Annotated in this window: 20 protein-coding genes; 11 read left to right on the top strand and 9 right to left on the bottom strand. The window is 69.6% G+C overall.

What is annotated here, in order from left to right; translation table 11 throughout:
* Positions 1-807 carry a helix-turn-helix transcriptional regulator gene (locus QTI45_RS14470; protein WP_286654841.1) on the bottom strand — a complete coding sequence of 269 codons (807 nt, stop codon included), beginning with the start codon at positions 805-807 and terminating at the stop codon, positions 1-3.
* Between the two features lie 183 nt (positions 808-990).
* On the opposite strand from QTI45_RS14470, the gene QTI45_RS14465 reads away from it, so the two are divergent.
* From QTI45_RS14465 to QTI45_RS14430, 8 genes are all read left to right on the top strand, one after another.
* Entirely contained in the window at positions 991-2,169 is a 1,179-nt protein-coding gene (locus tag QTI45_RS14465; RefSeq protein WP_286654840.1) for an ABC transporter substrate-binding protein, read from the top strand.
* Between the two features lie 35 nt (positions 2,170-2,204).
* A complete protein-coding gene (locus tag QTI45_RS14460; RefSeq protein ID WP_286370851.1) occupies positions 2,205-3,062 on the top strand; it encodes a branched-chain amino acid ABC transporter permease in 858 nt (285 codons plus the stop codon).
* 5 nt (positions 3,063-3,067) lie between these two features.
* The gene (locus QTI45_RS14455) at positions 3,068-4,057 is read left to right on the top strand and encodes a branched-chain amino acid ABC transporter permease (protein WP_286654839.1); all 990 of its coding nucleotides are present in this window, start codon (positions 3,068-3,070) and stop codon (positions 4,055-4,057) included.
* Complete coding sequence (locus QTI45_RS14450; RefSeq protein WP_286654838.1) at positions 4,054-4,794, top strand: ABC transporter ATP-binding protein; 741 nt, start codon at positions 4,054-4,056, stop codon at positions 4,792-4,794. The genes QTI45_RS14455 and QTI45_RS14450 overlap by 4 nt, the downstream gene beginning before the upstream one ends.
* A 3-nt stretch (positions 4,795-4,797) precedes the next feature.
* Positions 4,798-5,511: an ABC transporter ATP-binding protein gene (locus tag QTI45_RS14445; protein ID WP_286654837.1), complete on the top strand. Its 714-nt coding sequence runs from the start codon at positions 4,798-4,800 to the stop codon at positions 5,509-5,511.
* Between the two features lie 27 nt (positions 5,512-5,538).
* Positions 5,539-6,495, top strand: coding sequence for a PDR/VanB family oxidoreductase (locus QTI45_RS14440; RefSeq protein ID WP_286654836.1), 957 nt, complete (start codon positions 5,539-5,541; stop codon positions 6,493-6,495).
* A 31-nt stretch (positions 6,496-6,526) separates the two neighbouring features.
* Entirely contained in the window at positions 6,527-7,624 is a 1,098-nt protein-coding gene (locus QTI45_RS14435; RefSeq protein ID WP_286654835.1) for a Rieske 2Fe-2S domain-containing protein, read from the top strand.
* A 64-nt stretch (positions 7,625-7,688) separates the two neighbouring features.
* Positions 7,689-8,258: a MarR family winged helix-turn-helix transcriptional regulator gene (locus tag QTI45_RS14430; protein WP_286654834.1), complete on the top strand. Its 570-nt coding sequence runs from the start codon at positions 7,689-7,691 to the stop codon at positions 8,256-8,258.
* Between the two features lie 42 nt (positions 8,259-8,300).
* On the opposite strand, the gene QTI45_RS14425 is transcribed toward QTI45_RS14430, so the two are convergent.
* The 7 genes from QTI45_RS14425 to QTI45_RS14395 form a co-directional block, all read right to left on the bottom strand.
* The gene (locus QTI45_RS14425; RefSeq protein WP_286654833.1) at positions 8,301-9,242 is read right to left on the bottom strand and encodes a 2-hydroxyacid dehydrogenase; all 942 of its coding nucleotides are present in this window, start codon (positions 9,240-9,242) and stop codon (positions 8,301-8,303) included.
* An 8-nt stretch (positions 9,243-9,250) separates the two neighbouring features.
* Positions 9,251-10,228, bottom strand: coding sequence for a tripartite tricarboxylate transporter substrate binding protein (locus QTI45_RS14420; RefSeq protein WP_286654832.1), 978 nt, complete (start codon positions 10,226-10,228; stop codon positions 9,251-9,253).
* 28 nt (positions 10,229-10,256) lie between these two features.
* Entirely contained in the window at positions 10,257-10,997 is a 741-nt protein-coding gene (locus tag QTI45_RS14415) for a ribonuclease activity regulator RraA (RefSeq protein WP_286654831.1), read from the bottom strand.
* A 27-nt stretch (positions 10,998-11,024) separates the two neighbouring features.
* A complete protein-coding gene (locus tag QTI45_RS14410; protein WP_444813279.1) occupies positions 11,025-12,029 on the bottom strand; it encodes a tripartite tricarboxylate transporter substrate binding protein in 1,005 nt (334 codons plus the stop codon).
* A complete protein-coding gene (locus QTI45_RS14405) occupies positions 12,026-13,042 on the bottom strand; it encodes a Bug family tripartite tricarboxylate transporter substrate binding protein (protein ID WP_286654830.1) in 1,017 nt (338 codons plus the stop codon). Before QTI45_RS14405 ends, QTI45_RS14410 begins: the two co-directional genes overlap by 4 nt.
* Positions 13,043-13,071: 29 nt before the next feature.
* A complete protein-coding gene (araD, locus tag QTI45_RS14400) occupies positions 13,072-14,823 on the bottom strand; it encodes an L-arabinonate dehydratase (protein WP_286654829.1) in 1,752 nt (583 codons plus the stop codon).
* An 84-nt stretch (positions 14,824-14,907) separates the two neighbouring features.
* Positions 14,908-15,939 carry a LacI family DNA-binding transcriptional regulator gene (locus tag QTI45_RS14395; RefSeq protein ID WP_286654828.1) on the bottom strand — a complete coding sequence of 344 codons (1,032 nt, stop codon included), beginning with the start codon at positions 15,937-15,939 and terminating at the stop codon, positions 14,908-14,910.
* A 167-nt stretch (positions 15,940-16,106) separates the two neighbouring features.
* On the opposite strand from QTI45_RS14395, the gene QTI45_RS14390 reads away from it, so the two are divergent.
* Positions 16,107-16,424: a DUF1161 domain-containing protein gene (locus QTI45_RS14390; protein ID WP_286654827.1), complete on the top strand. Its 318-nt coding sequence runs from the start codon at positions 16,107-16,109 to the stop codon at positions 16,422-16,424.
* 35 nt (positions 16,425-16,459) lie between these two features.
* Here QTI45_RS14390 and QTI45_RS14385 read toward each other — a convergent pair whose 3' ends face one another.
* Positions 16,460-17,011 carry a DUF4124 domain-containing protein gene (locus QTI45_RS14385; RefSeq protein WP_286654826.1) on the bottom strand — a complete coding sequence of 184 codons (552 nt, stop codon included), beginning with the start codon at positions 17,009-17,011 and terminating at the stop codon, positions 16,460-16,462.
* A gap of 74 nt (positions 17,012-17,085) precedes the next feature.
* Here QTI45_RS14385 and QTI45_RS14380 point away from each other — a divergent pair, with 74 nt between their 5' ends.
* Together QTI45_RS14380 and QTI45_RS14375 are read left to right on the top strand one after the other, a co-directional pair.
* Entirely contained in the window at positions 17,086-17,505 is a 420-nt protein-coding gene (locus tag QTI45_RS14380) for a hypothetical protein (protein ID WP_286654825.1), read from the top strand.
* A gap of 90 nt (positions 17,506-17,595) precedes the next feature.
* Positions 17,596-17,850: a hypothetical protein gene (locus QTI45_RS14375; RefSeq protein ID WP_286370867.1), complete on the top strand. Its 255-nt coding sequence runs from the start codon at positions 17,596-17,598 to the stop codon at positions 17,848-17,850.
* Positions 17,851-17,864 lie beyond the last annotated feature (14 nt).

The raw sequence follows: 17,864 nt of genomic DNA, 5'->3' as shown, positions 1-17,864 counted from the left end.
CTAGTGGATGAAGCGCAGGAGCTGCTGCCGCCCGTGGATCGCCAGCTTGGCGTAGGCGCGCTTGCGCAGCGTCGCGACGGTCGACGCTGCGATGCCCAGATCGACGGCGATGCCATCGGTGCCGATGCCGCAGGCGATGCGCGCGCACACCGCACGCTCGCGCGCCGAGAGCAGCGGCGCGGTTCGCTGCAGCGCGCGTTCGATGTCGGGCGCGCGCAGCTGCGCATCGGGCGACGCCAGATGCGCGAAGAGCGCGTTGCGGTGAGCCCTCTTGAGAATCGGCGCCAAGCCGAGCAGCCGCTCCACATCGGCGGCGTCGAAGCTGCCGTCGTTCTGGTCGCGATAGAGGTTGATCGCGAACAGCGTCCGCGGCAGCGGTGCATAGAGAAAGCTCAGGCGGCCGGTGAGTTGGCGGCCGACGAAGATCTGCTCGCGCCAACCCGGATCGGGAATGTCCGCCACGTCGTACAGCAGTGCGGTCACGGGGGCGTGCATCGAGGTCTCCCCGGCCATGCGTGTCGCCAGGCGCGTGAGCTCGTCGGCTTGCCGGAAGCGGCTCTTGTAGAGCGAAAAGCACTCCGCCGTGATGTTGTCGTGGCGGCCCGTCGAATGGCCCTCGACCTGGGAGGGAACGCCATCCACGTATTCGACCAGCGAGATGTACTCGACCGGCAGGACATGGTTCACGAAGTCGAGCATGTCCAGAGCGGGAGCCTGCCCCTCGCCCGCATCCAGCAGGCGCGCGACCGCGCCGGCATCGAGCATGTGCCCTGCCGGCGGAGCGTCGAGCAGCCAGGTTGAAGCCATCACGCCGGAATATAGGCAAGCGACGCGAGATTCAACAGGGTGGATGCCCGGGTCCGATCGATCCGCGCTGCGGGTAAACACCAATCGGTTGGGATTGCAACTAGTTGATATGCCAATCAAAATACAAGCACCCGATCGCTCCGTCGCAACCGCATTCGGGCCCGAACCCCACAGGAGACCCAGATGAAATTCCAACGTCGCGCCATCGCGTGTGCGCTCTTCGCCTCGGCAGCGCTTTCGCTCGCCTCCCCTCAGGCCATGGCGCAGGCCGTCAAGGTCGGCATCATCGGTCCCTTCTCGGGGCCGTTCGCGCACTACGGCTCGCTGTTCAAGGCGGCGGCGGAAAGCTATGTCGCGAGCCAGGGCGGCAAGCTCGCCGGGCATGACATCGAGTTCGTCTATCGCGACACCGGCGGGCCCAACCCCGCGCTGACCAAGACGCTGGTGCAGGAGCTGCTCGTCAAGGACAAGGTCGACTATCTCGGCGGCTTCGTCTTCACGCCCAACGCCATGGCCGTGGCACCGCTGATCCAGCAGACCCGGACACCGACGGTCATCTTCAACGCGGCGACCTCGGCCATCACCGAGAAGTCGGAGTACTTCGTCCGCACCAGCTATACCTTGTGGCAAGTCACCGTGCCGGCCGCGCAATGGGCCGCCAAGAACGGCATGAAGAAGGTCGTGACGGCCGTCACCGACTACGGGCCCGGCATCGATGCCGAGACGGCCTTCAAGAGCGAGTTCGCCAAGCAGGGCGGCACGGTGGTCGAGAGCATCCGCATGCCCATCGCCACCACCGACTTCGGGCCTTTCGTTCAACGCATCAAGGCCAGTGGCGCGCAGGCGGTCTACGCCTTCCTTCCGGGCGGGCCGCCGAACCTGGGCTTCGTCAAGGCCTACAACGAGAACGGACTGGCCAAGGCCGGCGTGCAATTCCTCGGCTCGGCCGAGACCGACGAGTACGACCTGCAGAAGTTCGGTGATGCCGCACTGGGCCTGACCACCGCCTTCCACTACTCGGGCGCCCACGACTCGCCCGAGAACAGGAAGTTCGTCGCCGCGCTCAGGAAGCAGGACCCGAACGCGGTCGCCAACTACGCATCGGTCGGCGCCTGGGACGGCATGGTCGTGATCCACCGGATGATCGAGGCCACGGGCGGCAAGAAGGACGGCCCCCAGGCGCTCGCGGCGGCGCGCACGCTCAAATGGGAGAGCCCGCGCGGGCCGGTGAGCATCGATCCCAAGACCCGGCACATCACGCAGGACGTCTACCTGCGCAAGGTCGAGAAGGTAGGCGGCCTGCTGGTCAACAAGGAGCTGCAGAGCTTCGGGCCCCAGACCGACTTCGGGCTCGAAAAGTGATTTCGCCAGGTCGCCGCCACGCCTGAAGTCCGCCCGTGAACACCTTCCTCAACATCCTCATCGACGGCCTGGCCTACGGCATGGTGCTGTTCGTCATCGCGGTCGGCCTGTCGGTGACGCTGGGCCTGATGCGCTTCGTGAACCTGAGCCACGGTGCCTTCGCCATGGTGGGTGGCTACTGCGCCGCCCTCCTGACCCGCGAGGCCGGATGGAGCTTCTGGCTGGCCGTGCCCGCAGCCATCCTGGCGACCGCCCTGCTGGGCGCGGTGCTCGAGGCGCTGGTGCTGCGCCACCTGTACCGCCGCAAGGAACTCGAGCAGGTGCTGTTCACGATCGGCCTGAGCTTCGTGCTGATCGCCGCCACCAATGCGCTGGCCGGCCCGCAGGTGCAGATGATTGCGCTGCCGCCGTTGCTGGCGGGCTCGGTGGACCTGGGCTTTCGCACCCTGCCCGCCCAGCGCCTGCTGGTGATCGGTGCCGGCTGCGCGGTCGCGGCCTTGGCCGCCTGGACGGTCACGCGCACCCGCTTCGGCATCTGGCTGCGCGCAGCCGTCGATCACAGCGGCACCGCCTCGGCCCTGGGCATCCCGATCCGCACGGTGCAATGCGCGAGCTTCGCCGCCGGTGCGGCACTGGCTGGCCTGGGCGGCATCCTCGGCGCCGAGCTGATGCCGCTGGAACCCTACTACGCCCTCAAGTACCTCGTGCTGGTGCTGGTGGTCGTCTCCGTGGGCGGCATGGGGAGCATCACCGGCTCGCTGGTGGCCGCAGTCCTGCTGGGCGTCATCGAGACCGCCAGCAAGTACCTCGCCTCGGAGTGGGGAAGCCTGTTCTTCTTCGTCGCCATGGCCCTCCTCTTGGCCTGGCGTCCCAACGGTCTGCTGAAACGATGAACACCATGACATCCACCACGGTGCTCGCTGCACATGCGCAGCAAGCCGCAGCGCCGCGATGCGCGCCCGCATGGCGTGCACCCGTCATTCTTCTGCTGGCCGGACTGGCCGCCTGCGCCTTGCTGCCGGACCAGCTGGGCCTGATGACGCGGATCTTCATCACCGCGCTCTTCGTGCTCTCGCTGGACTTGGTGGTGGGCGTCGCGGGCCTGGCGACGCTGGGCCATGCCGCGCTGTTCGGCATCGGCGCCTATGCCGCGGGCATCTTCGCACTGCAGGTTCATCCCGACCCCCTGGTCGGCCTCCTCGTCGGCATCGCGGCCGGCGCGGGACTGGCCGCGCTGTCGGGCGCGTTCCTGCTGCGCTATCAGGGCTTCACCTTCCTGATGCTGACCATCGCGGTCTCGCAGATCCTGCTGAACCTGGCGCAGAAGGCGCGCCAGTGGACCGGTGGCGACGACGGCTTGTCGGGCTTCGCCATGGGACCGGTCCTCGGCCGCTTCGACTTCGACCTCGAAGGCCGCGTCGCCGCGCTGTATGCGCTGGTCGTCCTGGTCCTGCTGTTCTATGTGGCGCGGCGCCTCGTCGACTCGCCCTTCGGCCTGGCAGTGCGTGGCATCCACGAGAACCGCGCGCGCATGGCGGCCCTCGGCACGCCGGTGTTCGCGCGCCTGTGGCTGCTCTACACCGTGGCCGGAGCGATCGCCGGCGCCGCCGGGGCGCTGTCGGCGCAGACCAATGCGGTCGTCGGCATGGACAGCCTGTCGTTCGCGCTGTCCGCCGAGGCGCTGGTCATGCTCATCCTGGGCGGCGCCGGGCGCCTCAGCGGCGCGCTGGTCGGCGCGGCCGCGTTCACCGTGCTGCATCACACGGCGGCCTCCATCAATCCCTATCACTGGCTGTTCGTGGTCGGCGCCCTGCTCATGGGCGTGGTCCTGGTGCCGCCCGCCAAGGCCTGGGCCTGGCTGCGCCGCCGTGCCGGAGCTGCGCGATGAACACGCTGCTCGAACTCAAGTCGATCGACAAGCGCTTCGGCGGCCTGCACGTGACGCGCGGCGTGTCGTTCGCGTTGAACGCCGGCGACCGGCTGGCGCTGATCGGCCCCAACGGAGCGGGCAAGACGACGCTGGTCAACCAGATCAGCGGCGTGCTGTCCTCGGACAGCGGCGAGATCTGGCTGCGCGGAGAGAACGTCACCCAGCTGAGCCAGGCCAGGCGCGTGCGCATGGGTCTCGCGCGCACCTTCCAGATCACGACGCTGGCACCGCATTTCGCGGTCCAGCGGCAGATCGAACTCGCGCTCTTCGAACGCGAAGGCATGACCGGCCGCCTGTGGCGCAGCATCGATGCCTACCCCGCCCTGCAGGCGGAAGCGCAGGCCATCCTGACCCGCTTCGGCCTGCGCGCCCATGCGGCCGCGGCGACGCAAGACCTCGCCTATGGCGAGCAGCGCCTGATCGAGATGGCGCTGGCGCTGGCGCTGCGGCCCCAGGTCGTGCTGCTGGACGAACCCATGGCCGGCGTGCCGAAGGGCGATGGCGAACGCCTGCTGGCGGCTCTGGCTTCGCTGCCGAGCGAACTGGCGGTGCTGATCATCGAGCACGACATGGACCTGGTGTTCCGCTTTGCCAACCGGATCGTGGTGCTTGCCGACGGGGCCGTGCTGGCCGACGGCTCGCCCGACGACATCCGCCGCGACCCCAGGGTGCGGGCCGCCTACCTGGGGAATTGACACATGCAGGAACCGATTCTGAAACTCGAACAGGTGGTGGCCGGCTACGGCCCGACCACCGTGCTGAACGGACTCTCGTTCGAGATGGCGGCGCAGCAGCGCCTGGCCATGGTCGGGCGCAACGGCGTCGGCAAGACGACGGCGCTGCGGACCATCATGGGACTGGTGCCGCTGCGCAGCGGCCAGGTGCGGTTTCGCGGCCAGGACATCTCCGCGCTCGCGCCGCACCAGCGTGCCGAGCTCGGGCTCGGCTATGTGCCGCAGACCCGGGACATCTTCCCATCGCTCAGCGTCGAGGAGAACCTGCTGGCCGGGCTCAAGCGGCGACCGCGCAGCGCGCTGGACGAGGCCTACGCGCTGTTTCCGAGACTTGCCGAGCGCCGCCGAAATGGCGGTGCCCAGCTATCGGGCGGCGAACAGCAGATGCTGTCGGTCGCCCGGGCGCTGCTCGGCCAACCCTCCCTGCTGCTGCTCGACGAGCCCCTCGAAGGCCTGGCGCCGCTGATCCGGCAGGAGTTGCTGCGCGCCTTCCGGAACCTGAGCCAGCAGACCGGCATCGCCGTGGTCATCGTCGAGCAGCAGGTCGACGAGGCCCTCGGCTATGCCGAGCGCGCGCTGATCCTCGACCACGGCGCGGTGGTGCACAGCGGTGGCGCCGCAGCGCTGCTGGACGACCCCCTGACGCTGGAGCGCTGGGTCGGCATGGCCGTGCACTGAGTCGAACCCGATAGCGGATGGAACACCATGACGAATGAACTGAGGGTCCGCGTCGCGCGGCGCGTCGAGGAAGCGGACGGCGTGTGCAGCTTCGAGCTGGTGCCGGAGGACAGCGGCGCGTTGCCCGCCTTCACGGCCGGCGCGCACATCGATGTCCACGTGGCGCCGGGCCTGATCCGCCAGTACTCGCTCAGCAACGATCCGTCCGAGCGCAACCGCTATCGGATCGCAGTCTTGCGCGAGCCGAGTTCGCGCGGGGGCTCGGCCGCCATGCACGACAGCGTGCAGGCCGACGACCTGCTGCGCGTGAGTGCGCCTCGCAATCACTTTGCACTGGTCGATGCGCCTCGGAGCCTGCTGCTGGCGGGCGGCATCGGCGTGACGCCCATCCTGGCCATGGCGCGCGTCCTGCACGCGCAGGGCCGATCCTTCGAGATGCACTATTGCGGCCGCTCCGCGGGCCGCATGGCCTTTCTCGAGGAACTCGCTTCGGCGGACTTCGCGGGCAGCGTCGTCCTCCATGCCGACGACGTGCCCGAGCAGAGATTCGACGCCGGGCGCGTGCTGGCCGATCCCGCCGGCGACAAGCACCTGTACGTGTGCGGGCCGAATGGCTTCATGGACCACGTCCTCGATTCCGCCAGGCGCCTCGGCTGGGCGGAAGCGCAACTCCATCGCGAGTACTTCGCCGGCGCCGCGACAGCGCTCGCGACGGACGGCAGCTTCGAGGTTCGCGTGGCGAGCACGGGCCTCAGCTGCCAGGTCCCGGCCGGCAAGACAGTGATCGAGGTGCTGGCAGCGCATGGCGTCGAGGTGCCGAGCTCCTGCGAGGCGGGCGTCTGCGGAACCTGCCTGACCCGCGTCCTCGAAGGCAGCCCCGATCACCGCGACAGCTTCCTCACCGAGGCCGAGCGCGCTGCCAACGACCAGTTCACGCCCTGTTGCTCGCGGGCGCTGTCCCCGCTGCTGGTGCTCGACCTTTGAGCCGCCCCTTCCCATCCAAGGAGATCTCCCAATGACCACGACCTGCATCCCGATCAAGAACGTCGGTTCCGACGCCGACAGCCACCGCTTTCCGCTCGACCAGTGGTACGTCGCCGGCTTCTCGTCCGAACTCGCCGACAAGCCGATCGCACGGACCTTCCTCAATCGGAAGGTCGTGCTGTTTCGCACCGGGGCGGGACAGGTGGCGGCGCTGGAGGACCGGTGCTGCCACCGCTCGTTGCCACTGTCGTGCGGGACGGTCGAGGGCGCAGGCGTGCGATGCGGCTATCACGGCCTGCTCTACGCGCCGAACGGCCAATGCATCGAGATTCCCGGGCAGGAGCGCATCCCGTCCAAGGCCAGGGTCAAGGCCTACCCGGTGGTCGAGAAGAACCAGATCATCTGGATCTGGATGGCACGCGACGAGGACGCCGAGCCGACCCGCCCGGCGCCCGACTACCCGTTCCACGATGACCCCCGCTACAAGTTCGGCAGCGGCAACTACCACTACCGGTCGCCCTGGCAGCTGATCCACGACAACCTGCTCGACCTGAGCCACCTGGGCTATGTGCATCTGCAGACCATCGGCGGGGACGCCAGGCTGCACATGAACGCCCCGATGAAGGTGAGCTCCGAAGGCGACCGGGTCAAGGTCGTTCGCCTGATGCCGGATTCGTCGCCGCCGCCGACCTACCGCGCCGCCTGGCCCTTCGGCGAGAAATGCGAACGCTGGCAGGAGATCGAGTTCGACCTGACCCACCTGCGGATCTGGACCGGCGCGGTGGAGCCGGGCACGGACGCGATCGACGACCCCGACCGCGGCGGCTTCCACATGCGCGGCTTTCACGGCATCACGCCCGAGACCGAGGAAACGTGCCACTACTTCTGGAGCATGTCCAGCACCAAGCACCCCGACATGCCGGACAACATCGACGCCGTGATCCAGCAGACCGCGTTCACCTTCGACGAGGACCGCACCATCATCGAGGCCCAGTACCGGAACATGCTGGCGTTCGGCGACAAGGCGAACTGGATCGACATCCATGTCGATGCGGGGGCCAACCGCGCCCGGCGCATCGTTGGCGAGCTTCTCAGGAAGCAAGCGGCTGCGGAAGCGGCCGATTCCTAGATCCGCAATGGAACGGACCTCGCGGGGGAGCTACAGTGGCGCCAGCAACTCTGGCCCTCTTCCGATGCCCCGTACCCAAACCACAGCCGCGCGCAAGACCGCCTCGAAGGCGGCCGCAGGTGACGTGATCAATCTCGACAACTACGCCCCCGCCTACCTCACCTGGATCGCCAACAAGCTGTCGAGCGGGGCCTCCCAGGCCTACCTCGCCGCATTCGATGTCGGCATCGAGAGCTGGCGCGTCCTGGTGCTGCTGGCGATCGAGGGTTCGATCTCGGCGCAGAAGGCCTGCGGCGTCATCGGCATGGACAAGGCCTCGATGAGCCGGTGCTTCAAGAGCATGCAGGCGCGCGGCTTCATCGAACTCGCCCTCGATCCCCAGGACGGCCGCGCCCGCATCGCGACGCTGACGCCCTCGGGCCGCGCCATGCACGACCAGATCCGGGACATCGCGATGGAGCGCGAGCGCGTCTTCATGTCGGTTCTGTCGGCAGCCGAGCGCAAGCTGCTGCTCGACCTGCTGCGCCGCCTGCACGAGAACCTGCCGGCGGTCGAGGCGGCCACCCGCGATCACCTGACCCGTCACCATCCGCACGCACTGCAGCGGCGTGGTTCCAGGGATGCGGAGTCCTGAGTTCGACGAGCTCCCGCCGGTGCCGTCGAGGGCCCAGCCGCCCTAACCCGCCGCGCTCACCAGCGGCCGGCCGGCGAAGAAGGCCGCCAGGTTGTCTTCCACCCGCTGTCCCATCGCCGCGCGCGTCTCGTGCGTGTTGCTCGCCAGGTGCGGCAGCAGCACGACGTTGTCCATCGCGAGCAAGGCCTGCGGCACCTTCGGCTCGTGCTCGAACACGTCGAGGCCCGCGCCCGCGATGCGGCCGCTGGTCAGCGCATCGACCAGCGCCTGCTCGTCGACCACCGTGCCGCGCGAGATGTTGATCAGGTAGCCCTGCGGCCCCAGCGCATCGAGGATCTCGCGCGACACCAGGCCACGCGTCTCGGCACCGCCGGCGCTGGCGATCACCAGGAAGTCCGACCACTCGGCGAGCTCCTCGAGCGTGGCGGCGTAGCCGTGGTCCACGTCGGTCAGCGGCTTGCGGTTGTGATAGCGCACCGCCATGTCGAAGCCGGAGGCACGGCGCGCGATCACGCGCCCGATGCGCCCCATGCCGAGGATGCCCAGCCGCTTGCCCGACACCTTGGTGGCCAGCGGGAACTGGCCCTTCAGCCAGCCACCGCTGCGCACGAAACGGTCCGACGCGGTGAAGCGCCTCGCCACGTCCATCACCAGCGCGAAGGCGGTGTCGGCCACGCAGTCGTTGAGCACGTCCGGCGTGTAGCCGACCGCGATGCCGCGGGCGCGGGCCGCATCGAGGTCGATGGCATCGAGGCCGACGCCGAAGCTGGAGATCACTTTCAGATCCGGCAGCGCGGCGATCAGCGCCGCGTCGGCACCGAAGCGCGCCGAGGTGGCAACGCCGACGAAGCCGGCGCCATGTGCGGCCAGGAAGGCCTTGGCGTCGGCCTCCTCGTGCAGTTTATGGACATCGTAGGTCTGGGCCAGGCGCGCCTCGAGCGCGGGCAGCAGCGGGCCAACCTGGAGAATGCGTGGAGTTTTCATTGGTGTCTTCATTCGGGCTGGATGCCTGCATCCTTGGCGACCTTCGACCACTTCAGCATCTCGGTGCCGATGAAGTCGCCGAACTGCTGGGGCGTGCCGCTGCCCGGCTCGATGCCGTTGTCCTGCAGCGTCTTGCGCACCTCGGGCAGCGCGAGAATCCGGTTGACCTCGGCATTGAGCCTGGCGACCGTGGCCTTGGGCGTGCCGGCCGGCGCCAGCAGGCCGCCCCAGGTGCTGGTCTCGTAGCCGGGCACGCCGGCCTCCTGCATCGTCGGCACGTCGGGCAGCACCGACGAACGCCGGGTCGTCGTCACCGCCAGCGCCCGCAGGCGGCCGGCCTTGATCTGCACGTTGGCCGCGGCCACGGTGTCGAACATCAGCGAGGTACGTCCGCTGATCAGGTCGGGATGCGCCAGCGTGCTGCCCTTGTAGGGGATGTGCGTCATCTGCAGGCCGGCCATCGACTTGAAGAGTTCGCCCGAGAAGTGCGGCGCGCCGCCGTTGCCGCTCGACGCGAAGGTCAGCTTGCCCGGGTTGGCCTTGCCGTAGGCGATCAGCTCCTTGACCGACTTCACGGGCAGCTCGGGCGAGACGATCAGCACCAGCGGCACCACGTGCGTGAGCGCCACCGGCTCGAAGCTCTTCACGGTGTCGAAGGGCAGCTTGCTCACCATGCTCGGGTTGATCGCGTGGCTGCTCGCAACCAGCGCCAGCATGTGGCCGTCGGGCGGGCTCTTGGCCACCAGGTCGGTGCCGATGATGCCGGTCGCGCCGGCCCGGTTGTCGATGACCACCGGCTGGCCCCAGGCCTCGGTGAGCTTCTGCCCGATCAGGCGCGCCGCCAGGTCGATGGCGCCGCCGGGCGAGGCGGGCACGACGATCGTGATCGACTTGGTCGGGAAATTCTGCGCCAGTGCCGGCACGGCCGGCAGCGCGCCGGCGAACGCGAGCAGGGCCGCGGTGGCGGCGAAGGTTCTGCGGTGCATGGTGGTCTTTCGTGCGTGAGGGTGCGATTCAGCGCCCGGCGGCGTCCTGCTCGTTGCGCCAGGCCTCGTAGGCGGCGCGCGTGTCGGCGTTCGGCGGGTAGGTGCCGGCCAGCTTCGCGCCGCCCTCGATGCGCTGCAGGATGAAGGCCTCCATCTTTTCCTGCTCGACGGCATCGCGCGAGACTTCTTCGGCGAGGTGGTGCGGAATGACGACCACGCCTTCGTCGTCGCCGACCATCACGTCGCCCGGGTACACCGGCACGCCGCCGCAGCCGATCGGCACATCGAGGTCGATCGCGTGGTGGTGGATCAGGTTCAGCGGCGCGCTGCCGCCGGCGCAGTACACCGGGAAGTCCATCTGCGAGATCGGGCCGCTGTCGCGCACCGGGCCGTCGGACACCAGGCCCGCGGCACCGCGCACCTTGAGCCGCGTCGTGAGGATCTGGCCGCCCGAGGCGACGCGCGTCTCGCCGCGGCAGTCGATCACCAGCACATGGCCGGGCGGCACGCTCTCGATGCCCTTGCGCTGCGGATGGTTCGGATCGTCGAAGGCGCTGATCTGGTCGATGTCCTCGCGCGCCGGGATGTTGCGCATGGTGAAGGCCGGGCCGACCAGGTTGCCTGCGGTCGGCCTGGTGAGGCGCTTCACATGCTGCAGGTAGACATTGCGAAAGCCGCGCTTGAAGAGCTGCGTGCACAGCGTGGCGACGCTCACGTGGCGCAGGCGCTCGCGGGCTTCTTCGGAGAGGGGGGTGGGGATGTCGGTCATGGTCGGGTAGGGGATGAAGGGAGGGAGTCAGTTCGCGCTGGCGCCCGACTTGCGGACCAGTTCGCCCCAGCGCGGGATTTCCTTTTGCATCAGGGCGGCGAGTTCGGCGGGCGATCCGGCCACCACCTCCATGCCGAGCTGGTTGCTGAGCTTGTCCTTCACCTCGGGGCTGAGGAGGATCTTGCGGATCTCCGTCGCGAGGCGCTGGCCGACCGGTGCCGGCAAGCCCCTGGGCGCATACACCGCCTGCCACGACGCCATCTCGAAGCCCGGCACGCCGGCCTCCTGCATGGTCGGCAGCGCCGGTGCCAGCGCCATGCGCCTGGCGCTGGTCACCGCCAGCAGCTTGAGCTTGCCCGCCTGCACCAGCGGCAGCGCCGCGGTGAGCTGGTCGAACATGAAAGTGACCTGCCCGGACGAGACGTCGAGCATCGCCGGCGGCGTTCCCTTGTACGGGATGTGCGTGAGCTTGACGCCGATCATGTCGCCGAGCATCTCGCCCGCGAGGTGGGTCGAGGTGCCGGCGCCGGAGGACGCGAAGCTGCGCCTGGACGGCTCCTTCCTGAGCAGCGCGACCAGCTCGGCCACCGAGTCGACGCCGAGCGCCGGGTCGACGATGAGCACGTTCGGCAGGAAGGCCACGAGCGAGATCGGGTCGAAATCCTTCACCGGGTCGTAGGGCAGGTTCTTGTACAGGCTGGCGTTGATCGCATGCGTGCTGATGGTGCCGCCGAACAGGGTGTAGCCGTCGGGCTTGGCCTTGGCGGCATAGGCGGCGCCGACCGCACCCGCGGCGCCGGGCTTGTTGTCGACCACCACCGGCTGGCCGAGCAGCTCGCCGAGCTTCTGTGCGATCAGGCGGCCGATGACGTCGGTCGAGCCGCCGGGCGTGAACGGCACGACGTAGGTGATCGGCCGGCTGGGCCACGGCTCGCCCTGCGCCATCGACAACAGCGACGCGGGCAGCAGCGTCGATGCCGCAGCGGCGCGCAGCAGCGCGCGGCGGCCCGCAGAGCATTGCCCGGCCTTCATTCGACCTTCACTCCGCGAACCTTGATCACCTGGCCATAGCGCTGCTTGTCGGCGTCGATGGTCTTCTGCAGCTCGGCCGGCGTGCTGCCGCGAGGCGTGGCGCCCTGCGCGATCAGGGCCCGGCGCATGTCCTCGGTGGCCACGACTTCCTTCACGTCGGCCGCGATGCGGTCGACCAGGGCCTGCGGCGTGCCGGCCGGCGCCAGCAGCGCGACCCACGAGCCCGACTCGGCGTTGGCCACGCCGAGCTCGGCCAGCGTGGGCACCTCGGGCATCGCGGGCGAGCGCTGCGCGCTGGTCACGGCCAGCGCGCGCAGCTTGCCGCTCTTCACGTAGCCCGAGGTTTCGAGGATCGATGCGAACAGCATGTCGACATGGCCCGCCATCAGGTCGGCCATCGCCGGACCGCCGCCCTTGTAGGGGACGTGCACGAGGTTCACGCCCGCGGCCTGCTGGAAGATCTCGGCCGTGAGATGCGGCGAGCCGCCGCTGCCCGAACTGGCATAGGTGTACTTGCCCGGCGTGGCCTGGGCCAGCGCGATCAGTTCCTTCGGCGTCTTGGCCGGCACGGCCGGATTGACCACGAAGGCGAAAGGCAGCTCGGCGAACAGCGACACCGGCGCGAAGGCGCGGTCGGCGTCGTAGGGCATCTTGTAGAGCGAGGGGTTGATCGACTGCGTACCCACATTGCCGATCAGCAGGGTGTAGCCGTCGGGCTTGGCCTTGGCCACCAGCTCGGCACCCACCAGCCCGCCGGCGCCGGTGCGGTTGTCCACCACCACCGACTGGCCCCACTTCTGGCCCAGCCGAACGGCCAGCAGGCGCGCCGCGATGTCGGTGCCGCCGCCGGGCGAGAAGGGAACGACGAAGCTGACCGGCCGGGTCGGCCAGGCCGCCGGTGCCTGGGCGGCGGCCGCCGTCGGCAGCAGCGGCACGACGGCCAGCGCGATGCAGGCGGCGATGCCGGCCAGCGGGCGGCCCGGTGCGCGGCGCGTGATGTGGGTTGTCTCCATGTGCTTCATTCCTTGGTCTCTGGTGGTCTTCAGTGGATCTCGGGCTCGCCCTTGCCGCTGCCGATCTCTTCGCCGGCGTAGTCGGGTGCGAGGAAGTCGAAGTCGCAGCCGGTGTCGGCCTGCTGCACATGCTTGAGGAACATCACGCCGTAGCCGCGGCTGAACTTCGGGATCGGCTTGCGCCATTCGGCGCGGCGGCGCTCGAGTTCCTCGTCGCTCACCGCCATGTCGATGCGGCGCGCGTCGACGTCGAGCGTGACCAGGTCGCCGTCGCGCACCAGCGCCAGCGGCCCGCCCACGTGCGACTCGGGCGTGACATGCAGCACGCAGGCGCCGTAGCTGGTGCCGCTCATGCGCGCGTCGCTGATGCGCACCATGTCGCGCACGCCTTGCTTGAGCAGCTTCTGCGGGATCGGCAACTGGCCCCACTCGGGCATGCCGGGCGCGCCTTGCGGGCCGGCGCTCTGCAGCACGATGACGCTGTCCTTGGTGACCGGCAGGTCGGGCGCATCGATGCGGGCGGCCAGGTCGTCGTAGTTGCTGAAGACCAGGGCCGGGCCGGTGTGGCGGCGCAGGTGGGGCTCCATGGCGGCGGGCTTGATCACCGCGCCGGCCGGCGCCAGGTTGCCGCGCAGCACCGCGAGGCCTCCGCCCTCGAGCAGCGCCTCGCTGCGCGGCCGGATCACGTCGGCATTGAAGGTCTGGGCATCCTCGATGTTCCGGCCCAGGGTCTGGCCGTTGCAGGTGCGCTGGCTGCCGTCGATCAGCGGGCCCATCTCCTTCAGGAAGGCGCGCAGGCCGCCGGCGTAATAGAAGTCCTCCATCAGGTACTTGCCGCCGGGCCGCAGGTTGGCGATGACCGGCGTGCCGCGCGCCAGTTCGTCGAAGCGCGCCAGGTCGAGCGGCACGCCGGCGCGGCGCGCCATCGCGATCAGGTGGACGATGGCATTGGTCGATCCGCCCAGGCCCAGCACGGCCGTGACCGCGTTGTCGAAAGAGCTCGCCGTGAGGAAGTCCAGCGGCTTGAGGTCCTCCCACACCATGTCGACGATGCGGCGGCCGGTGTGCGTGGCCATCATGGCGTGGCGCGAGTCGACCGCGGGAATCGACGAGGCGCCCGGCAGCGTGAGGCCGAGCACTTCGGCGGCGCTGGTCATGGTGCTGGCGGTGCCCATCGTCATGCAGGTGCCGGCCGACCGGGCGATGCCGTCCTCGACTTCCTGCCAGTCGCCCTCGCTGATGTTGCCGGCGCGCAGTTCGGCCCAGTACTTCCAGCTGTCGGAGCCCGAGCCCAGCACCTGGCCCCGGTAGTCGCCGCGCAGCATCGGGCCGGCCGGCACGAAGATGGTCGGCAGGTTCATCGCCAGCGCGCCCATGACCAGGCCCGGCGTGGTCTTGTCGCAGCCGCCCATGAGCACCACGCCGTCGGCCGGATAGGAGCGGATCAGCTCCTCGGCCTCCATCGCCAGCAGGTTGCGATAGAGCATGGTGGTCGGCTTCTGGAAGGCCTCGCCGAGGCTCATCGCCGGGATCTCGACCGGGAAGCCGCCGGCCTGCCAGACGCCGCGCTTGACCTCCTCCACGCGCTGCTTGAAGTGCGTGTGGCAGGAGTTCATGTCGCTCCATGTGTTGAGGATCGCGATGACCGGCTTGCCGAGGTAGTCGGCGCGGCTGAAGCCCATCTGCGCGGTGCGCGAGCGGTGGCCGAAGCTGCGCAGGTCCTTCACGCCGTACCAGCGGTGGGAGCGGAGGTCTTCGGGCTTCTTCTTGCGTTCGGTCATGGCTTGTCTCGCGAATTGCGCCAGAAATGTTAGCGCTGTCATTCGATCATAAGCAGGATCGACGACGGCCGTCAACCGGGTAAGTCAGGCGCTGGCGCGTTCGATCAGGGAAAAGCCGAGGTCCAGCACCTTGTGCTCGACCGGCCGGCCTTCGGCGCGCTCGACGATGAAGCGCGCCGCCTGCCGGCCGATGGCGGTGCCGTCGATGCGCACGGTCGTGATCGCCGGATGCGCGTGCTGCGCGAAGGCCAGGTCGCCGAATCCCATGACGCCCACGTCCTGCGGCACCCGCAAGCCGCGCGCCTGCGCTTCGGTGATGACGCCGTGCGCCAGCGCATCCGAGCTGCAGGCGACGACGTCGATGCCGGCGTCGGAGGCGAGCAGTTCGGACAGGGCGGCGCGACCGCTGCCGAGCGTCGTCGGCGCCGGCACGTCGCGCACCGGCACGGCTGCGCCGCCGAGCGCCTTCCAGGCCTGCTCGAAACCGGCGCGCCGCAGGTGCGCGCGGCGGTCGTCGCCGGTGACGATCGCCGGGCGGCGGTAGCCCTTGCGATGCAGGAACTGCGCCGTGGCCAGGCCCACCTGCTCGTGCGAGAAGCCGACCAGCATGTCGACCGGCGTCGGCGTCAGGTCCCAGGTCTCGACCACCGGAATGCCCGAGGCCAGCAGCCGGCGCCGTCCGTCGGCCGATCGCATGATGCCGGTCAGCACGATGCCGTCCGGGCGGCGCCCGACGATGGCGTCGATCAGCGCATCCTCGCGCGAGTTGTCGTAGCCGCTCTGGCCGAGCATGAGCTGGTAGCCCTTCTCGGCCAGCGCTTCGGTCAGCGCCTGGACGGTCTCGAGGAACACGGGGCCGGCGATGGTCGGCACCACGGCCGCGACCAGGCGGCTGCGGTTCGATGCCAGCCCGCCGGCCAGCAGGTTCGGCACATAGCCGGTGCGCTCGACGGCGAGCCGCACCCTCTCGCGGGTTTCGGGCGAGACCCGGTCGGGCGTGTTGAGTGCGCGCGAGACGGTGATCGCCGAAACGCCCGCGAGCTTGGAGACATCGCTGAGCGTGATGCCGCCGCTGCCCCGCCGTGCGGCGCGGCCCGATGCATTCTGCTGGGTCAAGAACGGGCTCCGAATGTTAACGCTAACGTGACTATCGGGGATTATCGTACCAAGCGCGCCCCGCCCCGGCCATCACGTGCGGCATGACCTGTGCCGCCCGCGCGGCCGGCGCCGGCGGCGGCAGAATGGACGGCCGACCCGCGGGTCCACGAGCAAAGGCTTGCATCATGAACAGACTGTGGCTGCTTCCCGCCGCCTGGGCTCTCGCCGCCGCTGCCAGCGGCGCCGAGGACTGCGAGGCACTGCGCGCCCGCATCGAGGCCAAGATCGCCGCCGCCGGCGTGCTGCGCTTCGCCGTCACCACGGTCGATGCCGCCGCGCCGGCGGAAGGCCAGGTGGTCGGCAGCTGCGAGCTCGGCAGCAAGAAGATCGTCTACCGGCGCGACCTCGCCCCGGGCTCGGAGCCCTCCCGCCCGCGCAGCGCGCCGATGCTGACCGAGTGCAAGGACGGCAGCTCCTCCGTCGGCGGGGATTGCCCGAGGTAGCCCCGGGTCCCCCGGGTCGCCTGGCGGCCGACGGCTCAGCGGCAGACCGTCGTCGTGCCCACCGGCCGGCAGGTCCTGCCATCCAGGCCCTGGTAGCGCTCGAGCTGGCCGGAGCGGTCGTACCGGTTGCCCTGCCGGTCCTCGCAGCCGCCGGCGTCGCAGTTGCGGATTCGCGGCCGCATGTCGCGCGGCGGCGGCGGGCGCCGATAGGCGCCGCCCGGATAGGCATAGCCCTCGTCGACCAGCATCGGGTCGCCACCGCGGTCGCTCCAGCGCGAATCGGCGGCCGGCTCGCCGACGCTGCCCCCGCGCGCATCGATGACGATGGGCCCCGAGGGCGGCGGCGGGGGCGGCGCGGCGCCCTCGGCCCGCTCCCGCTGCACGGGCGCCGGCTTCGCCGCGGCGGCGCCGTCCGCCGATGGCGGGGTGGCCTCCGGCAGCGCCACGCGCCCCACCGGCCGCGCGCCGGCCGGACATGCGCCATCGGTGTAGCCCACGTTGCCGGCGGCGTCCGCGCAGCGGATCACCTCGGCGCCGGCGGCGGTGCCGAGCAAGGCGATCAGGAGGGCGAAGCTGCGGCGATGCATGGCGCCCATTGTGCGCGGCCCGGTGAAACAATGTGTGAGAGGACGCATCGGCGCGCGCCTCCCCGAAACAGATGATGCACGGCAGAAACAAGACGGGCATCTTCATGCGCGAGCGGCCGGCGATGATGGACGAGCCGCTCGCCAAGCCTTCACTTTCGCTCAACATTGCCATGCCCTCCTCCGGTCTGCACCACGTCGGGACAGGCGCCGCCATCGTCGGACTCGTCTTCGCCGTGACCGCTGTGTTCCTGCTCGTCGGCGGCGATGCCTCGCCTTCCGGCGGCGACCGCGGCAGGGAACTCGCCTTGCTCGCCACCGCGGGCCTCGCCGGCGTGGCCTTCCTCGTTGCCGTCCTGTGCGGCGCGGTGTTCCAGCTGCATCGGTGGCGGCTGCGCAGGCAGCACGAGAGCAAGCGCCTGTCCGCGGCCGAGCGACGTGCCGACATCGCGATGCGCAGGGCTCGCATCCGCGCGGAACTCCGGGACTTTCGCTGAGCCGGCGTCTCCCGCGGCCTCGCAGCGACGAGGCGCGCGCTAACATCGCCGACCGAGCGAACCAACCCTCCAGAACGAGAACACAAGCCCATGGCGAACGAGTCCAACCGACAAGCCGAATTGAAGAAGATGGTGCTCTGCGCCTCCTGTGCGGGCATCCAGCGCAACTGGCGTCGTGCGCCGGGGCATGCCGAACTCGTGCAGCAGTCCAGCCGCAAGGAAGAGCGCGACGACGGCCATGCCGTCAACATCACCAGCTACCGCTGCGACGCCTGCGGCACGCGCTGGGAATACGAGAACGACAAGACGAACCAGCAGGCCGGCTGGTCGGTCATCGGGCAGTAGCCCCCAAAGGCGCG

It is taken from the genome of Variovorax saccharolyticus (assembly GCF_030316765.1).
Taxonomy (GTDB): Bacteria; Pseudomonadota; Gammaproteobacteria; order Burkholderiales; family Burkholderiaceae_C; genus Variovorax; species Variovorax saccharolyticus.
Note: the sequence above shows the minus strand (reverse complement) of the source record. Positions and strands in the feature narration are given on the sequence as shown.